10 protein-coding genes, 1 tRNA gene and 1 pseudogene are annotated in these 14,433 nt (G+C 37.6%); 6 read left to right on the top strand and 6 right to left on the bottom strand.

Going from position 1 to position 14,433, the window contains the following annotated elements; all coding sequences use genetic code 11:
• Positions 1 to 443: 443 nt before the first annotated feature.
• Together LE180_RS03385 and LE180_RS03380 are read right to left on the bottom strand one after the other, a co-directional pair.
• Complete coding sequence (locus LE180_RS03385) at positions 444 to 2,855, bottom strand: homocysteine S-methyltransferase family protein (RefSeq protein ID WP_374134067.1); 2,412 nt, start codon at positions 2,853 to 2,855, stop codon at positions 444 to 446.
• A 25-nt stretch (positions 2,856 to 2,880) separates the two neighbouring features.
• Positions 2,881 to 3,480, bottom strand: a complete 600-nt coding sequence (locus LE180_RS03380) for a hypothetical protein (protein WP_374134066.1) — start codon at positions 3,478 to 3,480, stop codon at positions 2,881 to 2,883.
• Positions 3,481 to 3,958: 478 nt separating this feature from the next.
• Here LE180_RS03380 and LE180_RS03375 point away from each other — a divergent pair, with 478 nt between their 5' ends.
• Positions 3,959 to 4,105 (top strand): hypothetical protein, encoded by a 147-nt coding sequence (locus LE180_RS03375; protein WP_374134065.1) that lies wholly within the window; start codon positions 3,959 to 3,961, stop codon positions 4,103 to 4,105.
• A gap of 793 nt (positions 4,106 to 4,898) precedes the next feature.
• Here the strand turns inward: LE180_RS03375 and LE180_RS03370 are convergent.
• From LE180_RS03370 to LE180_RS03360, 3 genes are all read right to left on the bottom strand, one after another.
• A complete protein-coding gene (locus LE180_RS03370) occupies positions 4,899 to 5,831 on the bottom strand; it encodes an AEC family transporter (protein ID WP_374134064.1) in 933 nt (310 codons plus the stop codon).
• 84 nt (positions 5,832 to 5,915) lie between these two features.
• Positions 5,916 to 7,379 carry an IMP dehydrogenase gene (gene guaB, locus LE180_RS03365; RefSeq protein WP_374134063.1) on the bottom strand — a complete coding sequence of 488 codons (1,464 nt, stop codon included), beginning with the start codon at positions 7,377 to 7,379 and terminating at the stop codon, positions 5,916 to 5,918.
• Between the two features lie 898 nt (positions 7,380 to 8,277).
• Positions 8,278 to 8,349 (bottom strand) — tRNA-Asn (locus LE180_RS03360).
• 178 nt (positions 8,350 to 8,527) lie between these two features.
• Between LE180_RS03360 and ilvD the strand changes: the two genes are divergently transcribed.
• From ilvD to ilvC, 4 genes are read left to right on the top strand one after another with little or no spacing between them, the layout of a single operon-like run.
• A complete protein-coding gene (gene ilvD / locus LE180_RS03355; RefSeq protein WP_374134062.1) occupies positions 8,528 to 10,177 on the top strand; it encodes a dihydroxy-acid dehydratase in 1,650 nt (549 codons plus the stop codon).
• A gap of 42 nt (positions 10,178 to 10,219) precedes the next feature.
• Positions 10,220 to 11,956 carry a biosynthetic-type acetolactate synthase large subunit gene (gene ilvB / locus LE180_RS03350; RefSeq protein WP_374134061.1) on the top strand — a complete coding sequence of 579 codons (1,737 nt, stop codon included), beginning with the start codon at positions 10,220 to 10,222 and terminating at the stop codon, positions 11,954 to 11,956.
• Between the two features lie 52 nt (positions 11,957 to 12,008).
• The gene (gene ilvN / locus LE180_RS03345) at positions 12,009 to 12,515 is read left to right on the top strand and encodes an acetolactate synthase small subunit (RefSeq protein ID WP_374134060.1); all 507 of its coding nucleotides are present in this window, start codon (positions 12,009 to 12,011) and stop codon (positions 12,513 to 12,515) included.
• Positions 12,508 to 13,506, top strand: a complete 999-nt coding sequence (gene ilvC, locus LE180_RS03340) for a ketol-acid reductoisomerase (RefSeq protein WP_374134059.1) — start codon at positions 12,508 to 12,510, stop codon at positions 13,504 to 13,506. Before ilvN ends, ilvC begins: the two co-directional genes overlap by 8 nt.
• 9 nt (positions 13,507 to 13,515) lie before the next feature.
• Here the strand turns inward: ilvC and LE180_RS03335 are convergent, their stop codons facing one another.
• On the bottom strand, positions 13,516 to 13,806 hold the full coding sequence (locus tag LE180_RS03335; RefSeq protein ID WP_374134058.1) for a hypothetical protein: 291 nt from the start codon (positions 13,804 to 13,806) through the stop codon (positions 13,516 to 13,518).
• 15 nt (positions 13,807 to 13,821) lie between these two features.
• On the opposite strand from LE180_RS03335, the pseudogene LE180_RS03330 reads away from it, so the two are divergent.
• Positions 13,822 to 14,433: pseudogene (locus LE180_RS03330) on the top strand (hypothetical protein); the annotation flags it as partial.

Below are 14,433 nucleotides of genomic sequence, written 5' to 3'. Positions count from 1 at the left end.
GCTGTTATGCGTAAGCTACTAGTCATTATTAACAATTGTTGTAAGCAGTATTACCTTGATAAAGCTTATATGCTCACTTAATTATACCTTTTTTTAAGGATTTCTTATACCACTCTTTTCAGTGGGTTGATGAAAAGAGAAAAAACATTGCATTAATTCCCATTTTTTAAAATAAGTCGTTCTTCCTTAGAAGCCTGCCCTCGAATGTTTTAATCGAGGGGTGGCAGACGGAATCTGACGTGGTATTTCATTTTACGAAATTAAAATAAAAAAACGAGCTGTAAAATATAATATGATTATAAAAAGAGTTTACATTATTGTTCTTGGCAACTGTCAAAATTTGAATATTTCACTCTACGGACTTTGACGTTTTTTAATATAATTCTCTTATGAAGTTAGCTTCGCAATCTTCTTTGCTACTTGCGCGCTTTTTGAAATACTTTCTATTTGCAGGATTCTTTTTGTAAAGTTTTTATGTACTCGGCGGTTTCCATAGCATCTTTAGCATAAGCGTCGGCGCCAATTTCTTTTGCAAATTTCTCCGTTACAGCGGCGCCGCCTATAATTATTTTTGTAGGCACGTGTTCCACATTTCTTAATTTTACAACCGTTTCCATTTCTGGCATTGTAGTCGTCATAAGAGCTGAAAGCCCTATTGCAATAGGATTAATTTCGCGAGCTTTATTTATTATTTCTTGAGAATCAACATTTATTCCCATATCTATAACGTCAAACCCATAGCTTTCAAGCACCGCTCCCACTACATTTTTACCTATGTCGTGCATATCACCTTTAACAGTAGCCATTATGACTCTGCCCGCGGAAAAAGTTTCACTTTTCTTAAAAGTAGTTTTTAATATTGCAAATGCCATCTGAGCGGCCTGCGCCGACATAATTATCTGCGGCAAAAAATATTCTTTTGAAGCAAATTTTTCCCCCACAATATCTAACGCTTTTAACACATTATCATTTACCATTTTAAAAGGATTGGCGTCGCATGCGATAATCTGCCTTATAATGTCAGCTATGGACTCTTGATTCCCGTTTAAAACTGCAAAATAAAGGCACTTATCTAAAGGCAGTTTTTCTGTCCCATCCTTGGGCAACGACTTTTTAAAAGAAGAAAAAGCCTCTATGTATTTAGCAGCGCCTTTATCTTTATTTTCAAGTAAATCTTTAGCAAGAGGACTATCTATTGTCCAATTTTCGTGAGGATTAATAATAGCAAAATCAAGGCCGGCCGCTACAGCCATTTTTAGGAACGTTGAATTTATTGTCTGTCTTGAAGGAAGACCAAAAGAAACGTTTGATACACCCAAAACAAGTTTGCACTCGGGATGTAATTGCTTTGATTCTTTCATCGCTTTTAATGTTTCTTGTATTTGCTCAGGAGAAGAACTAACAGACAACACAAGATAATCGAAAATAATGTTTTTTCTTTCCACGCCATACTTATCGGCAAAACGCAAAATTTTTTCAGCTATTTCTAATCTTTCTTCAGCCGTCTTTGGTATTCCATTATCGTCACTAGTTAAAGCAATCAAAGAAGCGCCGTACCTTTTTACTATGGGCAGTATTAAATCTAGTTTTTTTTGCTCGCCGTTAACAGAATTTATAATAGGTTTTCCCGCACAATTTTTAACAGCTTGCTCTAAAGCGCTTGTATTGCTTGAATCTATGCACAAAGGTGTTGAAACTATCTCCTGTATTTGATTTACGGCATTCGTAAGAAGTTTTTCTTCGTCAGCACTTGGCACGCCCATATTTACGTCTAAAAGATTTGCGCCTGATTGCGCCTGAAAACGCGCTTCGTCTTTTACCATAGAAAAACTGCCTTTAACCAATTCTTCCTGAAGTTTTTTTCTATTTGTAGGATTTATTCTCTCGCCAATTATTACAGGCTTTTTAATTTCGTTGATATCAATAGCTTTTACTCTTGTAGAAAGGAAATACTTATTTGTTGTCTTTGCAATTTTAGGAGATTTATTTTTTAACTCAGCTGACAAAGCTTTTATAAATTCAGGATTTGTTCCGCAGCATCCGCCGAACATATTAACGCCGTAAGAATAGGCTTTTAAACTGGACTCAATAAATTCTTCTTTTGTTTCAGGAAAACAGGTATCACGATTTATTAATACAGGCATTCCCGCATTAGGCTTAAATGATATAGGAAGATTTGTATTTTCGCGCAATACCTTTGCCAGTTCCGCTAAATCTTTTGAACCGATAGAACAGTTTAATCCAAGAGCATCAACACCTAAACTTTCAACCATCGCAATAAAACTTTTTAAATCGCTTCCGGTAACTGTAATACCGTCTTCTGCAAATGTCATTTGAGCAATAATTGCTCCGTTAAAATTGTCTTTTGTGGCAAGAATCGCGGCTTTCATTTCTTTTATTTCCGTCATGGTTTCTATGATCATAATATCAGCGTTGTGTTTTTGCAACAAAGATGCCTGCATTGCAAAAGCATTATAAGCTTCGTCAAAAGACAAGCTGCCTAAAGGTTCTATATATTCTCCTATTGACGATATATCTCCCGCTACAATTGTTTTAGGAGATATTTTTCTTATTAAATCTATTCCCGATTTTATTATGTCGTCAGCTTTGTCTAACAAACCATGCTGTTTTAATCTTATAGGATTTGCGCCAAAAGTATTTGCAAGCAGTATATCGGATCCTGCATTAACATAAGAAGAATAAATGTCCGAAATTCTTTTAGGGAATTTAACATTTAATTCTTCAGGAATTACAACATCTTCAAGATATTTTTTCTTTTGCAGTTCCGTACCGGTAGCGCCGTCCATTATCAACACGCGACTTTTTAATATCTCCAAAAATTTTTGCTTTTCCATTTTGCGCTCACTCCTTTTTGCTTTGTTATTTCGCAACTCCAATTAAAGCTGAAATTGATTTTTCAGGCTTCATTTGGCAAAACTTGTTTAGCTTAATTCCTATATATTCCGCGCCAATCCAATCTAAAAATCCTCTATTATCCTCAAGCTTCCAATCGCCATATCCGGGTGAATATCTTTTCGTTATAAAATTATTGTTATTTTCTTCGTAAGTTTTAATTTGCTCATACGCAAGTGTTATTATCTCCTCAGCGGCAACGGATCCCGCAGCATCGAGGATTAAAGCGTTGAAAGTTTCTTTTTTCTTAAGATGCTCGTCTCTTCTACTCTCTACTATATTACCAATAGTTACGCCAATCCCGTAAGCCTTAAAACTGTTTTTTAAAAGCGCGGCAACATTGCTGCTTTTTATTTTATAACCTTTTTCAAATAATACTTCGTTATTAATTACCGTTATATTTTCAAAAGCTGCCACAACCTTAGGTCTAATAAGCTTTTGAACTAAACTTAAATTTTCTTTTATAAGACTTGCAGTCTTACCATCAAGTTTTGTTTTAGTCTGCAAATACCCCAATCTTACAAGCAACTTATTATATGGAATTTCCACTGTAGAGATTTTTATCATAGTTGGTATTTTATCAAAATTTTATACTAACAAAATAGTTCCAAAATCATATCATGCACGATGACGCCAAAAAATAACAGAATATACTGCTCTAAATCTTACAAAAGGTTGAAATCTAAAATGGAAATTCTTAAAATTCAGTAGGACAAATATATATTTTGATTGATGATAATATCCAGTTTTAAAAGATTTCATATTAATTAACCTGTTAAGTCTTTTTTTTATGTTACAACGTGCATGCATCTGTAATAATTTAAAGATTTTTCAGCATGGATTCTGCGAAGTGGGGCAGATGAAACAAATAAAAAAAATTGATTACGTTGTTTTTAATTTTTACGCTTATGCTCTCTTTATGTTCCAAAAATATAACAACAGATGTAATCCAAAGAGACTTTACGAAACCCAAACCAAAATCCGGACCAGTACTCATATCAGAATCGCCCCCACCTAATACTGGTCGTATTAGGTGTGGGACCGCATGAAATACTATCCTTATACTAATGCTGATGGGACATTTACACCATATCCTGATCCTGATTCTAATTCAGTTCCGACTTCGTCGCTTGTTGGCGCAGTTGCAGTTGACAATTCTGAATCATCTCCGAAGGAAGACAAGTCCAAATAAGAAAGACAAAACGATACCACTAATGGACAGAACATGCCCTACGCTGAACATGAATTAGATCGGTTCACTCTTGGTAAAAATACTGGTTTTTATTTGCATTTCCAGGGACATTAGAAATGCAAATAGGATTCATTCACGCTTGTCATTGCACTGTCGTTTTTGGCGCATTGATCTCTAAACTAAGCAATTCAGTTAATCCGTCTCGTTAACCCTGTAATAACTATCTGTTTTGGTGAGATAGCTCTTGTCTTCGTAAGTCATAACAGCTTTTACAAACTTCATTATTTGATACTCAAGTATGCCTGTTCTCATTGATATTTCTTTTCTGTTTAATATCCCCAAATGTAACCTAAAATACAAAATCAGCCGTTCTGTTTCGTTGTACCTTTGAAACTCTATAGCTTTAAAATCGTTCCATTCGTTAAAACTTCTTCACAAAGAACTAAAGAACAAAAAAATAATAGTAACAAAAGTCTGTCGATACAAATTTAATTTGCAAATAACAGACTTTCATATTGCAAGCTATCTATAGTCAACTAATTTTATATTGATACAACTGCGCTACTTAAATTTTCGAGGAAACTCTGGCTGTTTTATGAGAGATGATATGAACATATTGACCAAACAAAACAGACAAAATTTACCAAAAAGGCGTAGTCTGCAGAGTTAGCTCAAAAATAGCGCGTCGTTGAATTTCCTAGCAAGAAGAATGAGCTTACTGCTTTGTCAGTCCGCCTCGCATTGCATCTATTTTTGCGCCAATATAAAGCTAGTTGACTATAAAATTGCAGTTTTAAAACACGCTAACCAGCCGTGCTGTTAAAGGCAAAGTTATAAGCGCGGCAGCTGTTGTAAATATAATAAGAAAAGAAGAAAGATTATGATCTAATTTATGCTGCGAAGATAGAACCAAAGTCAACGCCATTGTAGGCATTGCCGATTCCATAACCACTGATTTTAGGGCAAGACCGTCTATGCCGAAAAAACTGGCGAGTCCAAAAGAAATTATTGGTGCAACGCACAATTTTATTATAACTGCAGGCATCGCAATTATGGCATGCTTTAACTTCGGAAAAGAAAGAGCAAGACCAATACTAAATATCATTAAAGGCGCTATAGGCATGGACATAAGCTCTAATGTTGTAAGTAAAAAACTTGGAAGGGTAATTCCTGAAAAGTTTACTGCAAATCCCGCGACAAGAGCCCATATAGGTGGAAGCTCTGCCACAACTTTAAAATTTTCTTTTATTGTAAGTTTTTGTCCGCGACCATAATAAGCAGCTATCGCTGAGCCTGCAAGAAACAGCAAAGGTGTTGTTGCAAGCAAATCATACAAAAGAACATATTTTGCCGCACTCTGTCCGTACAAGCTGGTGAGAAACAATAACCCTAAAAAAGTTACATTACCAAAAGAAGAGCCTAAAATAAGAGCACCTTTTTCTTCCTTATGCAATGTCGCAATTTTGCCAACCATTGTATAGACTATAAAAGACATTAACATGGCGAAAAAAATTGTAACCATTGCAGCAAGTGGTAATAACACTGTATTTTTGTCTATGGAAGCCGTAGCCATAACTTTGAAACATAATATCGGTAAAAAAAACCTTATTACCGTCGTGTTAATTACATGTCTTGCAACATCCGGATTTATATCGCCGGGTTTTTTCCACTGAAAAAACACTCCAAATCCTGCAATTAAAAAAAACGAAATCAAATTATCAAACATCGTTACTTTTCTTCCTTACAAACACCTAATCTTAAAACCCATAAATCTTCGCTGTTATCCTGCCTATCTTCTATTATTCAACTATTACCATTTGCCACCAGAATAATTACTTTCTTCTTTGGTTATAAAGACATCGTGAGGATGGCTTTCTACAAGACCTGCCGAAGTTATTTTAATAAACTTTCCCTTTTCTTTAAGCTCCTGTATTGAACTAACGCCACAATAACCCATTGCCGCTCTCAATCCGCCTAACAGTTGATAAACAATATCTCCAACTTCACCTCTATATGGAACGCGTCCTTCAACGCCTTCCGCCACCAATTTTTTTGCATTATCTTGAAAATATCTGTCGCTGCTTCCTGCTAGCATTGCAGAAGAAGATCCCATTCCTCTGTAAGTTTTAAAAGCGCGACCGTTAAAAATTATATCTTCTCCCGGACTTTCTTTTGTTCCGGCAAATAAAGATCCCATCATACATACACTTGCTCCTGCCGCTATTGCTTTTGGAATATCTCCTGAATATTTAATTCCGCCATCGCCTATAACGGGAATATTATATTTTGCTGCGACTTTTGCACAATCATAAATTGCTGTTATCTGCGGAACGCCTATGCCGGCAATAACTCTTGTTATGCAAATAGCTCCCGGTCCTATGCCCACTTTGATTGCGTCAGCACCAGCTTTAATTAAATCTTCAGTCGCTTGCGCGGTAGCGACATTGCCTGCAATTATTTGAGCTTGAGGAAACGCTTCTCTCGTTTTTCTTACCGCATCGAGAACTCCCTGACTGTGACCATGGGCAGTGTCTATAACCAAAACATCCACGCTGGCATCCAATAAAGCTTTTGCCCTCTCTAGCATATCTTTTGTAATTCCCATCGCTGCACCTGCAAGAAGTCTGCCTTTATCATCTTTTGAAGAGTTTGGATAACGAATAGCTTTTTCGATATCCTTGATTGTAATAAGACCTTTTAGAATAAAGTTTTCATCAACCAAAGGAAGTTTTTCTATTTTCTTACTTTGCAATATTGCTTTTGCGTCGAGGAGAGAAGTGCCTACTTTTGCCGTAACAAGATTGTCTTTTGTCATTATATCCGAAATTTTTTTGCTGTCATCGGTCTCAAAACGCATATCTCTATTTGTAATTATGCCGATGAGTTTGCCGTTTTCCGCAACAATCGGAACGCCTGAAATTCTATATCTTGATGCAAGAAGTTTAGCCTCGCCAAGCGTATCATCTTTTTTTAACGAAAAAGGATCGTAAATAACGCCGTGATCGCTCCTTTTAACACGATCAACTTCCAAAGACTGAGCTTCAATAGACATATTTCTGTGAATTATGCCTATGCCACCCTCTCTTGCAATAGCAATAGCCATTTTGGATTCTGTTACTGTATCCATACCCGCGCTCATAAGAGGAATGTTAAGCTTGATTTTATTTGTGAGGTTTGTCTCCAACCGCGCATCTTTAGGAAGTACCTTTGAGTGTTGAGGAATCAACAAAACATCATCAAAAGTTAGAGCCTCTTCTGAAAATTTTGTATCCATGTTTCATCTCCGCTTCTCGCTTGTTCTACAATTTTATCCATATTCGTTGCAACCTCATGTGCTTTTGTTAGACAAAACAAAAGTACCAAAAACTTTTGACGCTGAACTTCATCCGCCTCACATTTCTTAGGCAACTTTAGAACTTGCGAAAAAGCTTACAGACTTTATGGGTGATTTCACTTCAAAGTGTTAAAATTGCTTTATTTCGCTCGTAATCTCGCTCTCTAAGGAAGTGCAGTCACAAGCCACCGAGCCTTAATCGTTGATTCCTCGATTCTTGTTGAAGCTGCGGACGTGAGTTCGTAGCAGTTGATTATTTTTTATTTCTCTTCTTTTTTCAAGTGCGTCATACTCAATTCTAGGCATCGGACATTTCTCGTTCCAATTTTATGTATACTTCGTCTTTTTCCATGTCGAATAGTTTTCCGTAATGCTTCTTCTTCGCCATCATTTCTTTGCATACATTGTCAAATATTTCGTTGCCTAATAAAGCCTTAGTTGCATTTTTAATATTTTTTCGAATGATGACTTGTAATTGCGAAAGACTTGTCTGGTATTATCGCGCTTTTTCAGCATTTCCATTTGTATCCGTTTTTCTTTTCTGTTACGCCTGAATCCGGTTTTGAATTTTTTGTACATGAAGGCAACAACATCGTATATACTTAAACTAGAGCAACTAATTTCTTCATATCCCATCATACTAAATAGTACATTGGCTCAGGCACTAAATTAAAGTCATCTTTGTGAATTTTTTTTGAATCTCTATTATTATCATATGCCAAGATATTTATAGCCACAATTATTGGTTAACCGATTTTGTGGGAATATTGCGCTCTAAAGCAACAACAGAAAATCCGCCAGAAGATTTACGATATATAGCGCTAGCTGACTACAAGACCTCCGACGGCTGGACTCGAACCAGCAACCGATCGGTTAACAGCCGATTGCTCCACCATTGAGCTACGTCGGAACTAAATATCTCATTTATGACTATTATCTCATTATACTTGTTTTTGAAAGAAAATCAAATTTTTTCTTCCGTGCTTTTGTTTTGTCCGATAAAAATACAGAAAAATTGCGCATAATAAATAAAATTTGATACAATACCGCATCGCAGAAGTAAAAACAAACACAGTGTGGAGTTATATATGAGAAGCGATCAAATAAAAAAAGGCACGGTAAGAGCGCCAAATAGATGTTTGTTGTATTCTACAGGAATTAGTCCAAGTGATTTAAACAAGCCTTTTATAGGTATTGCTTCGTCTTTCTCAGATTTAGTGCCGGGTCATGTTGCTATGCGGGATTTGGAAAGATACATAGAAAGAGGCGTTGCTGCGGGCGGCGGAGTGCCCTTCATTTTCGGAGTCCCTGCCGTATGCGATGGCATAGCCATGGGACATAGCGGCATGCACTATTCTTTAGGATCAAGGGAGATAATTGCTGATCTAGTAGAAACTGTTGCTAACGCACACATGCTTGATGGACTTGTTCTTTTGTCAAACTGCGATAAAGTTACACCCGGAACGCTTATGGCTGCCGCAAGACTTAATATCCCTGCCATTGTTGTAACTGCGGGCGCTATGATGACAGGAATGTACGAAAAAAAAAGACGCTCTATGGTTAGAGATACCTTTGAAGCCATCGGACAATTTCAAGCAGGTAAAATTACAGAACATCAGTTGTCAGAATTGGAAATAGCCGCATGCCCGGGTGCGGGTTCTTGTCAGGGAATGTACACTGCAAATACTATGGCTTGTTTGACAGAAACAATGGGAATGTCTTTGCAAGGATGTGCCACTGCTCTTGCTGTGAGCGCAAAGAAAAAAAGAATTGCTTATGAATCCGGAATAAGAGTTGTCGAACTTGTAAAGGAAAATATAAAACCGCGCGATATTTTAACATTGGGCGCTTTTAAAAATGCAATTACTGTAGATATGGCTTTAGGCGGTTCTACAAATACAGTTTTACATCTTCCAGCTATAGCACACGAGGCGGGAATAAAACTGCCGTTGGAATTATTTGACGAGATTTCTAAAAAGACTCCACAGATTGCATGCTTAGAACCAGCAGGAGATCATTATATGGAAGATTTGGATAATGCCGGAGGTGTGCCTGCCGTATTATTTGCGGTTCAAAACAAATTGACCCATTCTAAAACGGTAACCGGTCCGGATGTAGTTGAAATTGCAAGATCATCAAAAATTTTAGACGAAGATGTAATAAGAGCAAATAATCCGTACAAACCTGAGGGCGGTATTGCAATTCTAAGAGGGAATATAGCGCCTAGCGGATCTGTTGTAAAGCAAGCTGCGGTAAGTGAGAAGATGAAAATTTTTTCAGGCAAAGCGCGAGTGTTTAATTCTGAAGATGATGCCATGAAAGCAATACTCGATAATAAGATAGTTCCGGGCAATATTGTCGTTATAAGGTATGAAGGTCCTGCAGGCGGACCGGGCATGAGAGAAATGTTAAGCCCTACAAGCGCGCTGCATGGCATGGGATTAAGCGATTCTGTGGCTCTTCTTACCGACGGACGTTTTTCCGGAGGAACAAGAGGACCTTGCATAGGGCATATTTCACCTGAAGCCGCTGCCGGCGGAACGATAGCTGCAATAAATGAAGGCGATATCATCAATATAAATATACCGGGAAGAACATTAAACGTTGAACTAACCGATGAAGAAATAAGGGCAAGAATTGCTAAAACTGTAAAGCCTGAACCTAAAGTTAAAACCGGTTACATGGCTCGTTACGCCAAGCTGGTACAGTCTGCTGATACCGGCGCTGTTTTAGAGTGATAACACGATAATTAAAATGATAAGAGGCGGAAAGGATACTTCATGGAACAGAAAACTGGTGCTCAGATTTTAGTAGAAAGCCTGTTAAAGGAAAATGTTGAGATAGCTTTTGGTCTTCCCGGCGGACAAACTCTGCCGATATTTGACGCAATTCACGGATCAAAATTAAATTTTGTTTTGACAAGGCACGAGCAAGCCGCTTCCCATATGGCTGACGGATATGCCCGCTCTACTGGTAAACCCGGCGTGTGTATAGCTACTTCTGGACCGGGAGCCACAAATATAGTTACTGGACTTGCTGCCGCGTATATGGATTCCGTCCCTATGGTTGCAATTACGGGACAAGTCGCAACAAATGTGATAGGACAAGACGCATTTCAAGAGGCTGATATTACGGGTATTACAAGACCTGTAACAAAGCATAACTTTTTGGTTAAAGACGTAAAGGATTTGGCAAGGACTATAAAGGAGGCATTTTATATTGCGACTACAGGAAGACCGGGACCTGTTTTAGTTGATATTCCCATTGATGTTCAGCGCGGGATTTGTGAATTTATTTATCCGGAAAAAATTGAAATACGTTCATATAAGCCTACTTATGAAGGACATTCCGGACAAATCAAAAAAGCTGTTGATATCATAAATAACAGTGAGAGACCTGTTTTTTATATAGGGGCGGGAGTTATTGCTTCCAACGCAGAAAAAGAAATTATTGAGATATCAAAAAAGGCCGGTATCCCGGTTACAAATACTTTGCTTGCTGTAGGAGCGTATCCGCCTGATACAAATTTAAGTTTAGGTATGCTTGGAATGCACGGAACTTTTTGCGCAAACAAAGCTGTACAGGCTGCAGATGTTATTATAGCTGTTGGTGCGAGATTTGATGACAGATGCACCGGCAAGGTCTGTGATTTTGCAAAAAAAGCTGAAATAATTCATATAGATATAGATCCCACTGCAATATCAAAAGTTGTTGACGTTGATATCCCTGTAGTAGGCGATGCAAAAACGGTTTTAAAAGAAATGTCAGCTACGATAGATAAAAAAGAAAGAAAAGATTGGATTAAAACGATTGATGGTTGGAAAGCAGAACACCCTTTATCCTATGATAGAAACGACGATAAACTCCATCCGCAATACGTGATTGAAAAAATCTCTGAACTCACAAAAGGCGAGGCAATTATTGCAACTGAGGTCGGACAACACCAAATGTGGTCGGCGCAGTATTATAAGGCAAAATATCCTCGTTTGTTTTTAAGTTCTGGAGGACTTGGCGCTATGGGGTTTGGTTATCCTGCAGGTATAGGAGCGAAATTCGGTAATCCTGATAAAGAGGTTATAGTCATAGCCGGTGACGGTTCTTTTCAAATGAATATGCAGGAAATGGCTGTCGCGATTTTAAATGATATTGATGTTAAAGTTGCTATATTAAACAACCAGTACCTTGGCAATGTTCGTCAGTGGCAGGAAATGTTTTATGGCAAAAGATATTCTCACAGTTGTCTTGCGAAACGTAAGAAATGCCCCAAGTGGTGCAATACTCCAAGCAGAGACAAATGTCCCGTTTATGTTCCCGATTTTGTAAAATGGGCAGAGAGCTATGGCGCTTTAGGAATACGCGTGACAGACAAAAAAGATGTTGTACCTGCCTTAAAAAAGATGTTAGAAGCAAAAGCTTCGATTGTTCTTGATATATGGGTTGAGATAGAAGAGAACATTTTTCCGATGGTTCCAGTCGGAGCTTCTCTCGACGATATTATAACTAGAATGAACGGATAAACAATTTTCACAATACAAGATCCTTACACATTAGCAAGCGGAGGAAGAAAGTATGCGGCATACAGTTTCAGTTTTAGTTGAAAACAAGTTTGGCGTACTCGCAAGAATTTCTACTCTTTTTGCGGCGCGCGGTTTCAATATAGATTCGCTTTCCGTAAGCGAAACTGAAGAGCCTGCCATTTCAAGAATGACTATTGTCGTCAAAGGGGGTGCTTATATTCTTGAGCAGGTTACAAAACAATTAAACAAACTTGTCGATGTTATAAAAGTTACCGATTTCAAAGATACTGAATACGTTGAAAGAAGTCTCGCTCTCATAAAAATAAATATGACTAAATCAACACAAAATGAACTCATTAAACTTATTGGTATTTTTAGGGCAAGAATTGAAGACATTTCACAAAATTCAGTTACTGTTGAAATGACGGGTAACGAAAATAAAATTAATGCTTTTGTAAAAACAGTTATGCCCTACGGCATAAAAGAAACATGCAGAACAAGCGTTGTTGCTTTGGGACGTGGACACACTATTAAAATTAAGGAGAAAAGAAATGGCTGAAGCAAAAATGTATTATGACAATGACGCAGATTTAAATCTTTTAAAAGGGAAAATTATTGCTGTTTTGGGTTATGGAAGTCAGGGGCATGCCCACGCTCTAAATCTTAAAGATTCGGGCGTTAACGTTGTTGTCGCTCAAAGACCTGGTGGAGATAACTATAAAAAAGCTATCGAAGACGGTTGGAAGCCAGTAAGTGTTGCCGAAGCAGTTAAGCAAGCAGACTGGGTCCACATTCTTTTACCAGATGAAGTTCAGAGAAAGATTTGGGAAGAGGATATAAAACCTAGTATTAAAAAAAACGCGGTTTTAAGTTTTGCGCATGGTTTTAATATTCGCTTTCAGCAAATCGTTCCTACTTCAGATTTAGATGTAATTATGATTGCTCCTAAAGGTCCCGGACATTTAGTAAGAAGACAATATGAGGAAGGCAAAGGTGTTCCTTGTTTGGTAGCTGTAGAGCAGAACGCAAGCGGAAAAGCAAAAGATTTGGCTTTAGCCTACGCAAAAGCTATAGGCGGGACAAGAGGCGGAGTTCTTGAAACAACTTTTAAGGAAGAAACTGAAACCGATTTATTTGGCGAGCAGTCTGTTCTCTGTGGCGGTTTAGTAGAACTTATAAATTCAGGTTTTGAAACCCTTGTAGAAGCAGGTTATCAACCTGAAATTGCATATTTTGAATGTTGCCACGAAGTTAAACTTATAGTAGATTTGATATTTGAAGGCGGGCTCAGCAAAATGAATTATTCAATTTCCGATACAGCAGAATACGGTGAATACGTAACCGGAAAGAGATTAATTACACCAGCCGTAAAAGCAGAAATGAAAAATGTTCTAGCAGATATTCAATCAAGCAAGTTTGCAAACAAATGGCTTGAAGAAAACAAAACGGGCAGACCTTTTTTCAATAAAGCAAGAAGAGAAGTAAGCGAAAGAATGATTGAAAAAATTGGGGCAAGATTACGCTCAAAAATGTCTTGGATAAAAAAATAATTTCGTCTTTTAAGTTCGTATTTTCTTATTTACGTCACGACAAACGCATGAAAAGTATTTTGTGTGGGAGGTGGCTTTTTGCACTATACTCTCTCTGTTTCCGTCAGGCTTTGCCCCTCCCCCATCAACCCACTGAAAAAAGTGGTGAAAGAAGTCATTGAAAAACTGATTGTTTTTTGTTTCATAAACGTTCAACTTGTTTTCTGATACATCGATGCCTACAAATTTAGTGTATAAGGTTTTTGGCATTTTGTGCATCTTTTTAATTAATATTAGCTTCTTGTTTTCAATTGTTTCCATGTTGCAAACTAAAGTTTGCGCATTTGCAACCTCATCAAGCTTTTACCTTGTGGTGTTGGAGATCCTGATGGCTACGGGCTTTGCCACCCCCCGTTCAGTCTTCCAACACCCCTGTACACTTACAATTATACTTGTTTTTTTGGATGTACGCGTCGCAAAGATAAAAAAGCATCGGAAGATGGAACTTTACGCGCAATAATTAAGTCTGGCGTTAAAACCGCCTGTATATTTGGCAAGGCATGGAATTTACATGTAAAGCGCGCTCTTAAAACCACAAATGAAGAAAATTTAAAAATGATTTATGAAAGCATAGCCTTTCTTAAATCTAAAAAACTTGAAGTATTGTTCGATGCCGAGCATTATTTTGACGGATATAAAAACAACAAGCGATACGCTCTTAAGGCAATAAAAACAGCTATTACTGCAGGAGCAACCATAGTATGTCTTTGCGAAACAAACGGCGGGATGCTTCCTTCAGACATACAGAGTATTGTCAAAGAAACAAGAAGTGCTTTTCCGAATGTTAAGTTTGGCATACATGCCCACAACGACTCTGGCTGCGCTGTTGCAAACTCTATTGCTGCAATTGAAGAAGGTTGTATATTAGCGCAGGGAACAGTAAACGGT

The sequence above is a fragment of the Candidatus Endomicrobiellum pyrsonymphae genome, assembly GCF_020328025.1.
In the GTDB taxonomy this organism is placed as follows: domain Bacteria; phylum Elusimicrobiota; class Endomicrobiia; order Endomicrobiales; family Endomicrobiaceae; genus Endomicrobiellum; species Endomicrobiellum pyrsonymphae.
Note: the sequence above shows the minus strand (reverse complement) of the source record. Positions and strands in the feature narration are given on the sequence as shown.

What these genes read in the sequence shown, in the direction of transcription:
- LE180_RS03385 (WP_374134067.1), bottom strand. Translation starts at nt 2,855, where the DNA reads ATGGAAAAGCAAAAATTTTTGGAGATATTAAAAAGTCGCGTGTTGATA.
- LE180_RS03380 (WP_374134066.1), bottom strand. Translation starts at nt 3,480, where the DNA reads ATGATAAAAATCTCTACAGTGGAAATTCCATATAATAAGTTGCTTGTA.
- LE180_RS03375 (WP_374134065.1), top strand. Translation starts at nt 3,959, where the DNA reads ATGAAATACTATCCTTATACTAATGCTGATGGGACATTTACACCATAT.
- LE180_RS03370 (WP_374134064.1), bottom strand. Translation starts at nt 5,831, where the DNA reads ATGTTTGATAATTTGATTTCGTTTTTTTTAATTGCAGGATTTGGAGTG.
- guaB (WP_374134063.1), bottom strand. Translation starts at nt 7,379, where the DNA reads ATGGATACAAAATTTTCAGAAGAGGCTCTAACTTTTGATGATGTTTTG.
- ilvD (WP_374134062.1), top strand. Translation starts at nt 8,528, where the DNA reads ATGAGAAGCGATCAAATAAAAAAAGGCACGGTAAGAGCGCCAAATAGA.
- ilvB (WP_374134061.1), top strand. Translation starts at nt 10,220, where the DNA reads ATGGAACAGAAAACTGGTGCTCAGATTTTAGTAGAAAGCCTGTTAAAG.
- ilvN (WP_374134060.1), top strand. Translation starts at nt 12,009, where the DNA reads ATGCGGCATACAGTTTCAGTTTTAGTTGAAAACAAGTTTGGCGTACTC.
- ilvC (WP_374134059.1), top strand. Translation starts at nt 12,508, where the DNA reads ATGGCTGAAGCAAAAATGTATTATGACAATGACGCAGATTTAAATCTT.
- LE180_RS03335 (WP_374134058.1), bottom strand. Translation starts at nt 13,806, where the DNA reads ATGGAAACAATTGAAAACAAGAAGCTAATATTAATTAAAAAGATGCAC.